Here is a 15,810-nt window from a genome sequence, read left to right on the forward strand (position 1 = left end):
GAATCTTGGTTAATCATTCTAATCAGACTAATCCCGGTTCAGATTTTCTGCGTACTTTTGTCCGGCAAATAACCTCCCCTGTTTATTTGCCATGAGCTTAGATACCAGCAAGTTTCTCTACGAGGCTCTCACCTACGACGACGTACTGCTTCTGCCCGCCTATTCGGAAGTTCTCCCGCGTGACACGGTAACCGTCACCCAGCTTACCCGCACCATTCAACTGAACATTCCGCTTCTGTCGGCGGCAATGGACACCGTTACCGAATCTGCATTGGCTATTGCCATGGCGCAGGAAGGCGGTATTGGCATTATTCACAAAAACATGAGCGTGGAAGCTCAGGCCGATCAGGTCCGTAAGGTCAAACGCTCGGAGAGCGGAATGATTATCGACCCCATTACGCTCCTCGAAACGGCCACCCTCGCCGATGCGCTCAAAATTATGCGCGAGTTCAAAATCGGTGGCATTCCGGTTGTGGACGATGGCAATAAACTGGTGGGTATCCTGACCAACCGCGATCTGCGTTTTCAGAGTGATCTGTCGCAGCCCGTTACCGGCATTATGACCCGAAACAACCTCATTACGGCGCGGGAAGGACTAACGCTCGAAGAAGCCGAGAGCATTCTGCAGCAGTACCGCATCGAGAAACTGCCCATCGTCAACAATGAGTATCAGTTGGTCGGGCTGATTACGTACAAAGATATTTTAAAGAAGAAGAGCCACCCCAACGCCAGCAAAGACGAATTGGGCCGGTTACGTGTGGGTGCCGCCGTGGGCGTTACCCCCGACCTGCACCGCCGTATCGAGGCCCTCGTCAAAGCGGGCGTCGATGTAATTAGCGTCGATACGGCGCATGGTCACTCAAAGGGCGTTATCGACGCGGTGCGGGGCATTAAACAGCAGTTCCCCAAGCTACAGGTCATTGCCGGTAACGTAGCCACGGGCGAAGGGGCCAAAGCCCTCGCCGACGCCGGGGCCGACGCCGTGAAAGTGGGCGTGGGACCGGGCAGCATCTGTACCACGCGCATCATTGCCGGGATTGGAATGCCGCAGTTGACGGCCGTGTATGAATCGGCCAAAGCGTTGCAGGGCACGGGCGTTCCGGTCATTGCCGACGGCGGCATCCGTTTCTCGGGCGACATCACCAAAGCACTCGCGGGCGGGGCCAGCACGGTGATGATTGGCTCGCTGCTGGCTGGCACCGAAGAAGCACCCGGCGAAGTGGTGCTCTACGAAGGACGCCGGTTTAAAACGTACCGGGGTATGGGGTCGGTGGAAGCGATGGAAGACGGCTCCAAAGACCGCTACTTCCAGGACGCTGAGGACGATATTAAAAAGCTCGTGCCGGAAGGTATCGTTGGTCGTGTACCAATTAAAGGGAAAGTCTCAGAGATTGTTTATCAGATGGTTGGCGGCCTGAAAGCGGGCATGGGTTACTGCGGAACCATCGACATTCCCGCGTTGCAGCAGGCCAAATTTGTGAAGATTACCTCCGCCGGTGTTCGTGAAAGCCACCCCCACGACATCCAGATTCAGAAAGAAGCGCCGAACTATTCCATGCGGTAATAGTAGTGAATCCCCAACTCAACCTTAACCCAATCTTGCCATGATCTCATCAGCCCAGCCAACAGCCGCCAACGGCCAGGTTAACCCGTCTTTGTCCGAAGCGGAACAACGCTACGCCAGCAGCCCCCTGGCGCTGCCTTTGGCCAATACAGCGCAGTTGCGCGACGAATTTCTCATCGAAACAATATTTCAGCCCGGGCAGGTAACGGCTACCTACAGCCACTACGACCGGATGTTTCTTGGCGGGGTCATGCCGACCCAACAGTCCCTCGACTTACTCAATTACGGCGAACTAAAGGCCAATTTCTTTCTGCAACGGCGTGAGATTGGTATTATCAACGTAGGCGGTTCCGGCACCGTTACGGCCGGGGGCGTCGCTTACGACCTGGCTAAGCTCGATTGCCTGTACGTAGGGCAGGGCTGCGAAACCGTTTCGTTCGGCAGTAGCGACCTCAACCAGCCCGCGCAGTTTTACTGGCTCTCGACTCCGGCGCATCGGTCATGCCCAACCCGGCTGATGACCAGCGCGGAGGCCACGCCGGTTGATATGGGTAGCCCGGAGACGGTGAATCAACGGACCATTTACAAATACATTCACAACGACGGGGTGGAAAGCTGCCAGTTGGTCATGGGCCTGACGGTGCTTAAACCTGGTAGTGTCTGGAACACGATGCCCGCCCACACCCACGACCGGCGGTCGGAAGCTTACCTCTATTTCGACCTGCCCACCGACCAGCGCGTGGTTCACCTGATGGGTCAACCGACCGAAACGCGTCACCTGATTGTAGCTGACCGGCAGGCTATTATCTCTCCGCCCTGGTCTATTCACTCCGGCTGCGGCACCAGCAATTACTCATTCATTTGGGGTATGGCGGGCGAGAACAAAGAATTCACCGACATGGACGCCGTACCCATTTCTGCACTCCGCTAACCTACCTTCAGCCGGATGAACAGAGGTAGACAAGACGTTCGCCTTTAGTTGACAGGAAGAAAATCGTTATTTTACGTAATGCACGGTGCTGGTGGTGCCGTGGGAGGTCAGGTTGATTTCGCGGATGCCGATGCGGTAATGGTCGACGGCGAAGCCGGGCGTATCGTGTTTCAGTTGATAGAAAGTCGAGGGGGTTAGTAAGGCCAGCAGGTTCCCGCGCTGCACAACTTTGTCGACGTGGTAATGGCCGCAAACGACTGTAAGGTGGCAGGGCAGGTCGCGCACCAACTCAAGAAATTCCTCACTCTGCCGAAATGGGTACTGCGTATCCATAAACTCGACGTCGGCGGGTAGGGGTGGGTGGTGCATGAACAGGAGCAGGTTATTGTCGCGCAGGGCTAAGAGGTACTCGCGCAACCACGTCCACTGAGCCTTCGACAGGGTGCCCTTCGATGAGTCCAGAAACAAGGCCGGGTGGCCTTCCAGTGGCAGGGCGTAGTATAATTCAGCACCAGTGAGGTCGTGGGTTTTGTTGAAGATTTCGGCCAGCATTGCCGAATCATCATGGTTCCCCGAAATAACGTAGTGCGGAAATGGCAGCGCGTTCAGCAACTCCTTCACCCAGGTGTAAATAGCCGGGTCACCCGCTGAGTAACAAATATCGCCACCTACGACAAGACAGTTCGGGCGTATATATTCCAGATAGCCCAGCGCCTGCAAAAAATTCTGCCGGACATCGACGCCCATCGGTTTTTCGCCCTCAGCCCCGATGTGGAGGTCCGTGATAAATGCAATCCTCATATAAAATAGGTGCCTGAACCAGGATTTGCATGATTAGATTGATTGAACAGGATTGCTGACGCAACGCGAAATTTTGTTTAATCCTATTTACCAATCTAATCCTGCAAATCTTGGTTCAGACTGTTTTCGCTTCGTTCCAGTACACGTCCATTTCGGCCAGTGTCATTTCGGCCAGTGTGGTGCCGTTGGCTTTGGCCTGCTCTTCAATGTACTGAAAGCGTTTGATGAATTTTTTGTTTGTGCGTTCGAGCGCGGTTTCGGGATTAAGGTCGATGAAGCGGGCGTAGTTGACGAGCGAGAACAGCAAATCGCCAAATTCGCCCTCAGCCCGTTGCTGATTAACAGGTTCGCCCATGTCTGCATTAAATTCGGCTTTGAACTCCTGCATTTCTTCTTCGACCTTTTCCCAAACCCGTTGTTTCTCGTCCCAGTCGAAGCCCGCGCCCCGCGCCTTCTCCTGAATCCGCATGGCCTTTACCAGCGCAGGCAACGATCCCGGTACGCCACCCAGCACGGACTTATTACCCTCTTTAAGTTTAAGTTGCTCCCAATTAGCTTTCACCTGTGCTTCGGTTTCGGCAACGACTTTACTGCCATTGGCGTCGGCGTAGATGTGCGGATGGCGGCTGATGAGCTTGTTACAAATGCCATTCAGCACGTCGGCCATGTCGAACCAGCCACTTGCACTGCGATCCATTTCTGACGCGATTTTGGCGTAGAAAATCAGGTGTAGTTGAATATCACCAAGTTCTTTGCGGATTTCGGGCAGGTCATTTTCGAGAATGGCATCGGAGAGTTCGTAGGTTTCTTCGATGGTCAGGTGGCGCAGGCTTTCCAGCGTTTGTTTGCGGTCCCAGGGACACTGCTCGCGCAGTTCGTCCATGATGGTCAGCAGCCGGTCGAAGGCCATCAGTTGCTCCTGACGGCGGGGGGGTAAGTCGTGAAATTGCTTTTCCTGATTCATAAACCAATAAGAGATGGGCCGCCTTATTGGTTTGCGGGAAACTTAATTTTGTGGTAGATCTCGCTCAGCGGCAGGGTTAGGTCGCCGAGTTTGGCAACGCTGTCGAGGGTTCGGTAATCCGTATTGAGCCAGACGTCGGGCTGATCGGTGCGCTCGTAAATTGTTAGATAAGGCCGGTTTTGAGCAGCATACACAACGTATTTCAGGCTCGGCAGGTCTTTATAATATTCCAGCTTATCCTCCTTGTCGTACTTCATGGTCGATGGAGACAGCACTTCGACCAGCAGATACGGATTCGTGATGATGCAGGCAGAGTTTGGCTTGAAAACCCATTCGCCCTGCGTCACCATCAGATCGGGCTGGTAATAATTACCGTTCGGCCGGAGTATCTGAAGTCCGGCATTGCTGCTCGTAACCAGAAAATCTTTGTCGAAATAATAATTAGCCAATAAACGACCAATGGACAACACGATTAACTCGTGGAAGGCTGTTGCTAAACTCATCGCTATAATTTCGCCGTTGTGGTATTCTAACTTCCCCGGAAATTCTGGGGCAATATCTAAGTACTCAGCTTCCGAAGCCGCTACCCGTACCACATCCTGCGTTTTGATCTGCGCCAGCAGGTACTCCGCCAAATTGTCGACTGCTACCATAGTCCTTGTTGCTTTTCAGTAAAGATAACGAATTACCCTTTCACCATCCGCTTCACGGCCCGGCCGCTGTCGGTTTGCAGGCTGTACAGGTAGTGCCCCGCCGACATACCAGCCCCACTAACCGGCACTATATAGTTTCCCGCGTCGAACCGGCCTTCGCGCAGGATGCTGAGTTCGCGGCCCTGCAGGTCATACACCGTCAGGCGGACGTTCTGCGCCTGGTTGAGCGTAAACTGAATTTCGGTCGCGTCCACGAAGGGATTGGGTGCGTTTTGGCTGAGCGCGAACGTGCCTTCCGTCACAACCAGAGCGGGTGACTGACGGAAGATGGGCAGTGTCTCAAATTCCCGGCCCAAAATACCCTGCGTCGTGGCGGCATCCACGCCGAGGTGGTCGCGCAGGACGCTGGCGTACACCTGCCGGAAGTCGTTTTTAAACTTTACATCACCGCTACCATCGAGGTCCTTTAGATCGGGGGTCATCCCAACGATGCCGCCCCGCACGGTTTTACCCACCACAAACAGGGGAGCCGCCGTGCCGTGGTCGGTGCCGGTGGTGCCGTTCTGGTTCAGGCGTCGGCCAAACTCCGAAAACGTCATCACCGTCACGCGGTCGCCGAGGTTTTGCTTGGCTAAGTCTTTAGTAAAAGCCGCCACTGCGTCGGCCACAGTTTTAAGCAGCGTGGCGTGCTGACCGCTGATCGTGTTCCCCGCCGTGACCTGGTTGGCGTGGGTGTCGAAACCACCAATCGTTGTCAGGTACACGGGCGTTGTCAGTCCTCCGGCAATGAGTTCGGCTACAATGGCTAATTGCCTGCCGAGTCCCGTATTCGGGTAGGTTACGACATTTTTGCCGATGTCGGCCTTTTTCTTGATGATATCCGAGTACTGAATCGATTGAGCCGCAATCTGCTTTAGAAACTTCAGTTCCTCACCCGCAGCGGTATTCGGGATGGCGTCAGTATCGGCGCTGGAGCCTTTCACCAGCTCGTAAAATGCGTTGGGGTTGTCGAACACGGTCCCCATTGACCCGGCCTGACTTTGCAGCAGCATCGACTCCACCGATCCCAACTGAACGGCCAACGGCTGCTCGGGTAGCGTGAGGGGATAGGCCGGAAACTTTTTGGTCAGGTACCGTCCCACCCAGCCTTCGTCTTCATACACGTTGGCGTCGGAACCCGATAGCCAGATGTCGGTCGAACGGAAGTGCGACCGGTTGGGCGATTGATAGCCAACGTTCTGCACAATGCTTAGCTGACCGTCGCCGTACAATTCCTGAAACGCACTCATGGCCGGATTCAGCCCCATCTGCCCCGTTAGTTTCAGTACTTTATCCTTCGGGATGGCGATGGTCGGGCGTTTCTGGTAGTAGATGTCATTCTCGAACGGCACCACCGTATTCAGCCCATCATTACCACCCGAGAGCTGCACCAGCACCAGGATATTGCCATTGGTCCCGTCCAGATCGAGCATCAGCGGGTTGTGAGCGTAGGCCCGCACCGGCATACCCTGCACCCCGAAGGCCACCCCACCGGTCAGCAATCCCAATTGTCGTAGAAAGTCGTTGCGGTTCATGGTCAATGAGTGAATTGATAAATGAGCGAATTAGTGGATACATCCCGCGAATCGATTCGCTCATTCACCAATTCACTCATTCACTAATTAATTAGGTGAGTTGATACTCCGGCAGCCGCATGAGCGCCTTCAGGAATTTCTGGATGCGAACGTCGGCCATTGGCGTGTTGGTCGACCAGTTGGCGGCAACGGTGCCGTCTAAAAGCGTGTCTAACAGCAGTTTACTTTTCGTGGCCGTGGGTGGAACCACCAGCATCAGGTTGCTGACATCGTTGACGAACTGGGGGGCGTTCTCCGCACTTTTGAAGCTGCGGGCGAAATCGAGTGGTACTACCCTGAACGATAGGTTCTGACCATTAGCCCGGCGGCCGTTCACTAACGAATCGGAGTAGCCGCCCCGCGCCGGGTAGGTGTTGGAACTGATCCAGTCGCGCTGACCCGGCCACCCCGCCACGTCGGGCGGGTAGAACAGGTACTGCTGTAGAATGCGCCCGGTATCGGCTACGTAGGCGAAATCTGGTTTGGCGATGTCGAGGAACTTAAGCGAGCCAACGGCCAGTTCAACCGGATTTTTGATTTTGGCGCCCCGATATTCGGGTTTGTAAAACTCGTCGGAGGTGAGCAGGAAACGCAGGACCGTCCGCAGGTTGTAGTTGGCTGTGCGTAACTCGGTCGCCATCTGTTTCACAAACGCGTCGTTGGGTTTGTAGAACACAAACTCCTTGTAAAGCTTCCGGCAGATAAACTCAGCAGTTGCGTCTTTAGTCAGAATGATGTCGACAATGTCAGTGTAGGTGAAGTTGCCCGTTTGTCCCAGAAATGTTTTGGAGACATCGGCGAAACCGGCTTTGTTAAAGACCGATTTCAGCCCATCGACGCGCCAGCCGGTCAGGGCCAGGGCGGCCTGTTTCACGTCCGTTTCGGTGTAGTTGCCAATGCCGAGGGTGAACAACTCCATCAGTTCGCGGCCGTAATTTTCGTTGGGCGCGTTCTTGTTGCTCTGCCGCCCATCGAGGTATATGAGCATGGCCGGGTCGATGGTCACGTCTTTGGTAAACTGCCGGAAATCGCCGAACGCATGCTGCCGGAACAGCGCATTCTGCTGGTACATGTGCTGCGGATAATTCACTTTGGCCCGGTCCGACACGAAGTGATTATGCCAGAAGAGCACCATCTTCTCGCGCATCGACGTGCCTTCGGTCAGCATCCGGTTGAGCCACCAGGCGGTGAGGGCGGCATACCGCTGTCCATCGACCGAGCCGTTGTTGGGAACGGGTGTTTCCGTAACCCAGGTGCCGGGAGGTTCGGGCGTGGGCAGGTCGGCCAATAACTCGCCATCGACGAATGCGTCGACTGAGCTATACGAAAGTGCTTTTCCAAGATTGCCACGGCTGTAACCGAACAACGTACGGGCAAGCAGGTGACGGGCTGTGTCGGCATTCCAGACGATCATGGGTAGCTGTTTCGTTCAGTTGAGAATACTATACGATTAATTCGCGCAAGTTCTATAAGTGGAATCAGAAATGACAAACGTCCGAACTGAGAACGGATGAAATATAGCTAAAGTTTTAATTGTCAAGGCAGTTCAACGGACTTAAATCCTTTTGATCGGACAGATAGAGGAGCGCATCGTTTAATCATTCAACAAAAAAAAATCATTCGTAACCGTTCGGGGGTGGCGGCAGTTATCCTTTGAGCATCTCCGACAGGCGACTTCATGAATCCACCCGACCCTGCTCAGTCAGCCGCTAACCGACGGCGGTTGTTTACCATCATTTTCACCGTATTTCTGGATCTGGTGGGCGTCGGCATTGCCAATCCAATTATTGCCCCGCTGTTGCTCCGGCCCGAATCCGATTTTTTGCCCGTTAGCTATTCCGAGGATCAGCGAACGCTGCTACTGGGCGTACTCATCGCCGTATTTTCCATCGCCGGGTTCTTTAGCGGTCCGTTGCTGGGTGCCCTCTCGGACCGGCATGGCCGCAAGAAAGTGCTGCTGGGTTCGCTGGTGCTGACGCTGGTGGGTTACTTGGTTTTTGCGTTGGGAATTTACCTCAAAAACGTACCGCTGCTGTTTGTGAGCCGCACGATCTACGGCATTGGTGGCGCTAACATTTCCGTCATCCAGTCGGCCATTGCCGACATCAGTGATGACAAATCGCGCACCAAAAACTTCGGCTTAATTGGCGTGGCTTTTGGCATCGGGTTCATCATTGGCCCGGCACTGGGGGGCGAATTGGCGAACCCGAATACGGTGTCGTGGTTCAACTTCACAACGCCCTTCCTGGCGGCTGCGGGTCTGTCGCTGCTCAACATCGGACTGGTGATTTTTATGTTTCGCGAAACGCTGAAAACGCCCATTAACCGCCGGGTCACAATGCTGACGGGCGTCCAGAACCTGCGGGCTGCCTTCGGTGATTTTCGCCTACGCATCCTGTTCTTAGGCGTGTTTTTCTACGCCCTCGGCTTTAACTTCTACACGCAGTTTTTCCAGGTTATTCTGATTAAGGTTTTCGACTTCGACCAGACGCACATTGGCCGCTATTTCGCCTACGTCGGCTTGTGGATCGCGCTGATGCAGGGAACGGTTGTTCGGCGAGTGGCCAACACCTACGCACCGGCGCAAATTCTGCGGTTCAGCGTGTTCGGCCTTGGGCTGGCGCTGTGGCTGTTTTTGCTGCCCAATGAGAGTTGGCAGCTGTATTTGGTGGTGCCGTTTATGGCCTTGTTTCAGGGGCTGACCTCGCCTAACTCGACGGCCCTGGTTTCGCAGAGTGGCAGTCCGGCCGAGCAGGGCCGGACATTAGGCATCAACCAGTCAGTGCTGTCGGCGGCTTTCGCCCTGCCACCCGTCATTGCCGCCTATATGGACACGATCAACGTTTATTTGCCCATCGTCGTCGCTGGGACAATGGTACTAATTGGTGGGGGTTTTTACACGAAGTTCATCCGCGAAACGCCCGTTGTGGCGGAAAGCAGCCCGGTCGCCGAGTAATCCGTCGTTGATTGAGGACGAGTTGACAGAACTTTACCCCAGCACTTCGCGCAGTACCGGCAGCGACTTTACCTCGCCGATGGAGTCCAGATGAATCTGATAGTACGCTACTAAAGCGTCTAAAAGGTCGTTGCGGGACGCACGGGCCAGTCTAATGGGCGAACCCAGTGGCTGGCGCAGCATGATGTTAAGCGCCGTTTCCATCTCGTCGTCGGGCAGGAATGGATACGAGTTTTCGCGAAGCTGGCTCTCAAACTCGCGGGCGTTTTCGGGTCCGAAGCCCAGAAAAAACGACAGCTTGAGCAGAAAAGCGAGGTGGAAATTCTCGTAATGCTGACGGGCTTCCTCCAAAAACAGCACCGACTCGACCAGGAAGCGGAATAGCGGTGGGCTGCCCGCTTCTTCTTTCAGTACTTTGTTGAGCATCTCCGTCACGAACATCGCAATGGTCGATTTGGCTACTTCAAACGGTAAACTCTGGAAGGGGTGGCTGGTTTTCACTTCCGACATCCGGTGTAGATCGCGGTCGTTTTTGTAGTAAACGACCATCTCCAGCAGCGTCAGCGGCTGAAACAGGGCAATGCGGTTGTTTTTGCTCTTGGCCGTGCGGACGCTGTTGACAATGTAGCTTTGCAAACCAAACTCTTCGGTATAAACACGGGCAATAATGGACGTTTCGCGGTAACGAATGTAGCTGAGAGCAATACCTCGGGTTTTTTGCAGCATGTTTAGTAGTTCATAGCCTACTAAGATAACTGGTTTCGAGCAGAAAAAGTAGCCTGCTGCTTCAACGCGAAGTTGACCATCAAAATGAGCACGGGTACCTCAATGAGCGGCCCCACGACAGCCGCAAAAGCAGCCCCCGAATGGATGCCGAATACAGCGATAGCGACGGCAATGCCCAGTTCAAAGTTGTTGCCCGCAGCCGTAAAGGCCAGCGAGGTCGATTTGGCGTAGTCGGCTCCGGCCCGCTTGGATAGGTAGAAAGCTGAGAAAAACATGATCACAAAATATATGGTCAACGGCAGAGCAATCCGCAATACGTCGAGCGGAATGGCGACAATCATCCCGCCTTTTAAGCTGAACATGACCACGATGGTGAACAGGAGCGCGATGAGGGTGATGGGGCTAACGGCGGTCAGAAACGTTTGCTCGTACCATTGTATGCTGAATAGCCGCGTTAGTACGAAGCGGGAAATCATGCCTGCCAGAAATGGAATGCCAAGGTAAATGAATACGCTCCACGCCACTTCGCCAATGGTAATGTTCACGTCGTAGCCTTTCAAACCCAGCAGGGGCGGTAGTACGGTAATGAACACGTACGCATAGATTGAATAAAATAAGACTTGGAAAATGCTGTTGAAGGCCACTAACCCGGCTGCATAGAGCCGGTCGCCTTTGGCCAGGTCGTTCCAGACAATGACCATCGCAATGCACCGGGCAATGCCAATCATAATCAGACCGGTCATGTATTCGGGTTTGTCGGGTAGGAAAATAACCGCCAGCCCAAACATCAGCAGCGGACCGACAACCCAGTTCTGCGCTAACGAAAGACCCAGAATCTTCGGGTTGCTGAACACTTTTGGCAGTTCCTCGTACCGTACTTTGGCTAAAGGCGGATACATCATCAGCACCAGACCAACGGCCAGCGGCACGTTCGTTGTGCCAACGTTGAACTGGTTGATAAACCCTTCGGTTTGGGGGAACAGATACCCAATTGCTACGCCCACCGCCATCGCCCCGAATATCCAGAGCGTGAGGTAGCGGTCCAAAAAGGACAGACGGGGCGTTGGACTGTTGGTGGTTCGGTTGGCTGGTTCAGTTATCACCCGATGTGTTCGTTAATAAAGCGCTGGCTGAATGCCTTGATTTCGTCGCGCACGGCCCGGTACGACGCCGTCACTTCGTCGGGGGGTCCAGTGGCTTTGGATGGGTCGGTGAAGTTGTGGTGCGTCCGGTGGGTGCGGCCAATCCAGACTGGGCAGCGCTCAGCGGCACTGTCGCAAACGGTGATAACATAGTCAATGGACAAACCGGCGTATTCATCGACTACGTTAGACGTATGGTGGCCGATGTCGACCCCATCCTCGACCATCACCTGCACTGCTTTCGGGTTCAGCCCGTGCGTTTCAACCCCCGCGCTGAGCACCTCGGCCTGGCCCTGCGCAAATTGCTGTAGGTAACCGTGGGCCATTTGGCTACGCGTGGAATTGCCGGTGCAGAGTACTAAGATTCGCTTCATAAATTATTTCCTGGCGAATACGGTAATGCTGAAAATGCCCCGTCCGGCCTGTTGATAGGCCTGAATTTCATCCGCCGTCAGGTAGTTGAGCAGTAATTCTTGGGGCAGGCTAATTACTTTCTGTTTCTGAATTAGCACGTTTTTGAAACCCGCTTCGGCCACGATACGCAAGTACTCATCCTGCTGAATGGCCCCCGACACGCACCCGGCGTAGAGTTCGGCGTCCTGCTGCAACCCGGCGGGTAGTTCGCCAATCAAGACAATATCGGAGATACTGAAATGACCACCCGGCTTTAGAATCCGGTACGTCTCAGCGAACGCTTTTTGCTTGTCCGGCACGAGATTCATCACACAGTTACTTACCACTACGTCGGCGAGGTTATCGGGCATGGGCATGTCTTCGATGTCGCCGTACACAAATTCGACGTTGGTGTAGCCGAGCGTTTTAGCGTTTTTACGAGCGCGGTCGATCATGGCAGGCGTCATGTCGAGACCAATCACACGGCCAGTTTCGCCTGTTTCGGCGCGAGCCACAAAACAATCGTTACCGGCGCCCGAACCGAGGTCAACCACCACGTCGCCGGGTTTAATTTGGGCAAACTGTGTCGGCAACCCACAGCCTAGCCCCAGATCGGCCTCGGCTGAATATCCCTTGATGGTAGCGTACTCATCATTCATCAGAATGGTGTAAGTCGTATCCGTGTTGGCAGGTCCCGGACTGGAGGGTCCGCAGCAGGACGATGGGCCGCAGCCGCAATCAACGGCAACGCCTTGAGTGTCGCTTTGGGCAATCTCGCCGTACTTCTGGCGGACGATTTCTTTAAGTTCTTCAGCAGTATTCATGAGTTTATTGGTTTATTGTAATAATACGATTGATTTGGGTAAAAAAAGTCAGCAGCAGTTTCCTGCAATCACGAACGCGTCGAACACCTGCCCGAAGAGTTGCCGGGCTTCGTTCCAAACCGGTTCGTTGATGCAGTAGCAGACGCGGGGCGGGTCAATATCGCCTTTGATAATACCGATGCGCTTGAGTTCTTTCAAGTGTTGCGAAACGGTCGCCTGCGCCAGCGGTAACTCGTCGACAAGGTCGCCACAGACACAGGCTTTGCGCTCGGCTAACAGTTGCAGGATCGCCACCCGCGCCGGATGCGCGAAGGCTTTTGCCAGATCGCCCACCCGGTTTTGGTGGTCGGTGAATATTTCAGTTTTCGTCAGTCCCATATCAATCGCAATATTACGATAATACTTTTACGTAAAACAAGTGTATCATTGAAAAATTTTTCTGAACCCGATTATGAAACTCTACAAAACCCGCTCTGGTATCGTCGTCGAATCACACCGTAACGACGGACCGACCCAATTTTACCTCGCCTTATCCGACAATTGGGATACCTTAGTTAACCGCGACGATTTATATGATTTTTTGGAGCAACGCTTAGCCGACGCATCACCCTCCGACGAGTACCGGGCCTGGACCGAAACCCAGCCGCTCGCTCCTATTGGTCACCAGGAAGTATGGGCGTCGGGCGTAACGTACCTGCGCAGCCGCGACGCCCGCATGGAAGAATCCAAAAAATCAGGAGGGGATAACTTTTACGACCGGGTGTACGACGCAGAGCGGCCCGAATTGTTTTTTAAATCCACCGCCGAACGCGTTGTGGGACCAGGTGCCCACGTCCGCATCCGGGCCGACTCGGACTGGAACGTACCGGAGCCGGAGTTGACGCTGTTTATTACGTCGGGAGGGAAAATAGTGGGCTACACTTGCGGCAACGACATGAGTTCACGCAGTATCGAAGGCGAAAATCCGCTTTACCTGCCTCAGGCCAAAACGTACGATGGCAGTGCGGCCCTCGGCCCCTGCCTGTACGTGCCCGAAGCACCCATCGCGCCCGAGACGCAGATCCGGCTCGAAATTATCCGTGAATACCAGGCCGTTTTTACCGGCAGCATCGCCATTAGTCAGATGAAACGCCAGCATACCGAACTCGTGTCGTTTCTGTTTCGCGAATGCTCGTTTCCCGATGGCTGCTACCTGATGACCGGCACCGGTATCGTCCCGCCCGACGACTTCACGCTTCGGTCCGGCGATGAAATCAGCATCACCATCGACGGCATCGGAACGCTGATGAATGTGGTTTCTACGTAGAGATCACCCGAATACCCGCCTTCACGCGCTCAACTTTCTCCCCCAATGTATCAAGTGAATCATCCATCACCGTGACGTGGCCCATTTTGCGGAACGGTTTGGTGAGGGCTTTGCCGTAGAGAAACGGAAAAACACCGGGCAGGGTCAGCAGCGTTTCCAGTCCTTCATAAACGGCCGGGCCGGTGTGACCGTCTTCGCCGAGAAGGTTGACCATAGCGGCCGGTTGGTAGGCGGTTGTGTCGCCCAGTGGGTAGTTCAGGATCGCCCGCCAGTGCTGCTCAAACTGCGACGTAACGTTGGCCCGCATGGTGTGGTGGCCGCTATTGTGCGGGCGCGGGGCTACTTCGTTAATCAATACGTTACCGGCCTTATCCAGAAACAGTTCAACCGCCAGCAGCCCTACAATTCCCAGCGCATCAGCCGTCCGGCGGGCAATGTCCTGCGCCTGCTGATTGATTTGTTGGGTAAGTTCGGCGGGGGCAAAGAGATAATCGACTAAATTAAGTTCGGGGTGAAATACCATCTCCACGGTCGGGAAGGTCTGCATCTCACCCCGTTCGTTGCGGGCTACGATAACGGCGAGCTCTTTCTCGAAATCGACGGCGCGTTCCAGAACGCCCGGTGCGTCGAAGGCCTTCCCAACATCGGCAACGGAATCAATTCGCTGAACGCCCCGCCCATCGTACCCATCGCGGCCGAGTTTATGAAAGGCGGGAAAAAAACCGGCTTCCACTCGGGCTACGTCGGCCTGGTTGTCGGTCAGTACGAAGTCGGCGGTGGGCAGGCCGTGATCGCGGTAAAACTGTTTTTGCAGTCGCTTGTCCTGAATGACGCGAATCACGGATGGTTGGGGAAACACGCGTTTACCCTCGCGTTGGAGGGCGTCCAGGGCGTCGACGTTGACCCGCTCAATCTCGATGGTCAGCACGTCGACGCCCTGCCCAAACTGATAAACGGTGTCGTAGTCGGTCAGTGAACCTTGGGTGAACTGGGTGCAGAGGGTGCGGCAGGGCGCTTCCGCGTCAGAGTCAAGAACGTGAACGCGGAGATTCCAGTCGATGGCCGCCTGTAGGAGCATGAGGCCAAGCTGTCCTCCGCCAAGGATGCCGATGGTTGGTGTCAATGGAGCGAAAGGGTGAATGAGCGAAAGAGTGAATGAGCGAAAGAGTGAATGAGCAATTGAATAATTTTGTCGCTCTTTCACTCATTCACTCTTTCGCTCTTTAATTTCTGTGCGTGATGTCTGACCCGCCGGATTCGCTTTTCGCAATTACCTTAGCCGAACCGTAATAGTAGATATCCGAGCCGCCCGACGCTTTCATGCTTAATTCACGGGTTGCGTTAACGTATGCTTCCGAGCCGCCCGATGAGTTGGCGTTGCAGACATCAACGGTCAGCTTGCGGGCATCGAGGTCGGAACCGCCGGAGCTATCTGCATTGAGCGTCCGGGCCGAACCGTCTAATTTCAGGTCGGCTCCGCCCGATGCCGATGCGTTCAGTTTGTCGGCTTTAAGCGTTAACGTCACCTCTGAGCCACCCCCCGCTTCCACGTTCAGGTCGCCGAACGACAGCGTTCCCTGCCCCAGCACGTCGGAGCCGCCCCCCGCCCGCAGGTCGTTTAGCTGGCGAAACGTTACGTACGCTTTCACGGAGGTGTTGCGGCCCCAGTTCAAATTTGCACCTTTGCGGTCGATGTAAAGCCGGAGGACGCCGTTGCGAACCTCGCTCTTAACGGCATCTTCATCAATGCCTTTCACGTCGAACGTCAGTTTTTCGGAACTGCCCTGCGTCAGGTATACGTCGATGCCGCTGCTGACGTTCAGACCCTGGAAACTGGAAACGGCGCGATCTTTCTTCCAGTCAGCGCTGTTTGGGTTGGCCGTGAACAAAATAAATAGGAGGGGTAGTGCTTTCATGACTAAAAGGGAGTTAACGTT

Annotated in this window: 16 protein-coding genes; 4 read left to right on the plus strand and 12 right to left on the minus strand. The window is 54.6% G+C overall.

What is annotated here, in order from left to right; all coding sequences use genetic code 11:
* Positions 1-91 precede the first annotated feature (91 nt).
* Both guaB and kduI read left to right on the plus strand, forming a co-directional pair.
* Entirely contained in the window at positions 92-1,564 is a 1,473-nt protein-coding gene (gene guaB / locus ACYVHB_RS24770) for an IMP dehydrogenase (RefSeq protein WP_461054501.1), read from the plus strand.
* A 40-nt stretch (positions 1,565-1,604) separates the two neighbouring features.
* Positions 1,605-2,495, plus strand: a complete 891-nt coding sequence (kduI, locus tag ACYVHB_RS24775; protein WP_461054502.1) for a 5-dehydro-4-deoxy-D-glucuronate isomerase — start codon at positions 1,605-1,607, stop codon at positions 2,493-2,495.
* A gap of 66 nt (positions 2,496-2,561) precedes the next feature.
* Here kduI and ACYVHB_RS24780 read toward each other — a convergent pair whose 3' ends face one another.
* From ACYVHB_RS24780 to ACYVHB_RS24800, 5 genes are all read right to left on the minus strand, one after another.
* Positions 2,562-3,296 (minus strand): metallophosphoesterase family protein, encoded by a 735-nt coding sequence (locus ACYVHB_RS24780; protein ID WP_461054503.1) that lies wholly within the window; start codon positions 3,294-3,296, stop codon positions 2,562-2,564.
* A gap of 115 nt (positions 3,297-3,411) precedes the next feature.
* Positions 3,412-4,260: a nucleoside triphosphate pyrophosphohydrolase gene (gene mazG / locus ACYVHB_RS24785; protein ID WP_461054504.1), complete on the minus strand. Its 849-nt coding sequence runs from the start codon at positions 4,258-4,260 to the stop codon at positions 3,412-3,414.
* A 23-nt stretch (positions 4,261-4,283) separates the two neighbouring features.
* The gene (locus tag ACYVHB_RS24790; RefSeq protein ID WP_461054505.1) at positions 4,284-4,913 is read right to left on the minus strand and encodes a Uma2 family endonuclease; all 630 of its coding nucleotides are present in this window, start codon (positions 4,911-4,913) and stop codon (positions 4,284-4,286) included.
* Positions 4,914-4,945: 32 nt separating this feature from the next.
* Positions 4,946-6,487, minus strand: a complete 1,542-nt coding sequence (locus ACYVHB_RS24795) for a DUF1501 domain-containing protein (protein ID WP_461054506.1) — start codon at positions 6,485-6,487, stop codon at positions 4,946-4,948.
* 91 nt (positions 6,488-6,578) lie between these two features.
* Complete coding sequence (locus ACYVHB_RS24800) at positions 6,579-7,940, minus strand: DUF1800 domain-containing protein (RefSeq protein WP_461054507.1); 1,362 nt, start codon at positions 7,938-7,940, stop codon at positions 6,579-6,581.
* A gap of 264 nt (positions 7,941-8,204) precedes the next feature.
* On the opposite strand from ACYVHB_RS24800, the gene ACYVHB_RS24805 reads away from it, so the two are divergent.
* Positions 8,205-9,482: an MFS transporter gene (locus ACYVHB_RS24805; protein WP_461054508.1), complete on the plus strand. Its 1,278-nt coding sequence runs from the start codon at positions 8,205-8,207 to the stop codon at positions 9,480-9,482.
* Between the two features lie 33 nt (positions 9,483-9,515).
* Here ACYVHB_RS24805 and recO read toward each other — a convergent pair whose 3' ends face one another.
* From recO to ACYVHB_RS24830, 5 genes are read right to left on the minus strand one after another with little or no spacing between them, the layout of a single operon-like run.
* Positions 9,516-10,208 carry a DNA repair protein RecO gene (recO, locus tag ACYVHB_RS24810; protein WP_461054509.1) on the minus strand — a complete coding sequence of 231 codons (693 nt, stop codon included), beginning with the start codon at positions 10,206-10,208 and terminating at the stop codon, positions 9,516-9,518.
* Between the two features lie 20 nt (positions 10,209-10,228).
* On the minus strand, positions 10,229-11,311 hold the full coding sequence (arsB, locus tag ACYVHB_RS24815) for an ACR3 family arsenite efflux transporter (RefSeq protein ID WP_461054510.1): 1,083 nt from the start codon (positions 11,309-11,311) through the stop codon (positions 10,229-10,231).
* Entirely contained in the window at positions 11,308-11,724 is a 417-nt protein-coding gene (locus ACYVHB_RS24820; protein WP_461054511.1) for an arsenate reductase ArsC, read from the minus strand. The genes arsB and ACYVHB_RS24820 overlap by 4 nt, the downstream gene beginning before the upstream one ends.
* Positions 11,725-11,727: 3 nt before the next feature.
* Positions 11,728-12,567 (minus strand): arsenite methyltransferase, encoded by an 840-nt coding sequence (locus tag ACYVHB_RS24825; RefSeq protein WP_461054512.1) that lies wholly within the window; start codon positions 12,565-12,567, stop codon positions 11,728-11,730.
* 48 nt (positions 12,568-12,615) lie between these two features.
* Positions 12,616-12,945 carry an ArsR/SmtB family transcription factor gene (locus tag ACYVHB_RS24830; RefSeq protein ID WP_461054513.1) on the minus strand — a complete coding sequence of 110 codons (330 nt, stop codon included), beginning with the start codon at positions 12,943-12,945 and terminating at the stop codon, positions 12,616-12,618.
* A gap of 73 nt (positions 12,946-13,018) precedes the next feature.
* Between ACYVHB_RS24830 and ACYVHB_RS24835 the strand changes: the two genes are divergently transcribed.
* Positions 13,019-13,873 carry a fumarylacetoacetate hydrolase family protein gene (locus tag ACYVHB_RS24835; RefSeq protein WP_461054514.1) on the plus strand — a complete coding sequence of 285 codons (855 nt, stop codon included), beginning with the start codon at positions 13,019-13,021 and terminating at the stop codon, positions 13,871-13,873.
* Here the strand turns inward: ACYVHB_RS24835 and ACYVHB_RS24840 are convergent.
* Both ACYVHB_RS24840 and ACYVHB_RS24845 read right to left on the minus strand, forming a co-directional pair.
* Positions 13,866-14,996 (minus strand): 5-(carboxyamino)imidazole ribonucleotide synthase, encoded by a 1,131-nt coding sequence (locus ACYVHB_RS24840; protein ID WP_461054515.1) that lies wholly within the window; start codon positions 14,994-14,996, stop codon positions 13,866-13,868. The genes ACYVHB_RS24835 and ACYVHB_RS24840 overlap by 8 nt on opposite strands.
* Positions 14,997-15,096: 100 nt before the next feature.
* Positions 15,097-15,789 carry a head GIN domain-containing protein gene (locus ACYVHB_RS24845; protein ID WP_461054516.1) on the minus strand — a complete coding sequence of 231 codons (693 nt, stop codon included), beginning with the start codon at positions 15,787-15,789 and terminating at the stop codon, positions 15,097-15,099.
* Positions 15,790-15,810: the final 21 nt, after the last annotated feature.

This window comes from Spirosoma arcticum, assembly GCF_054779955.1.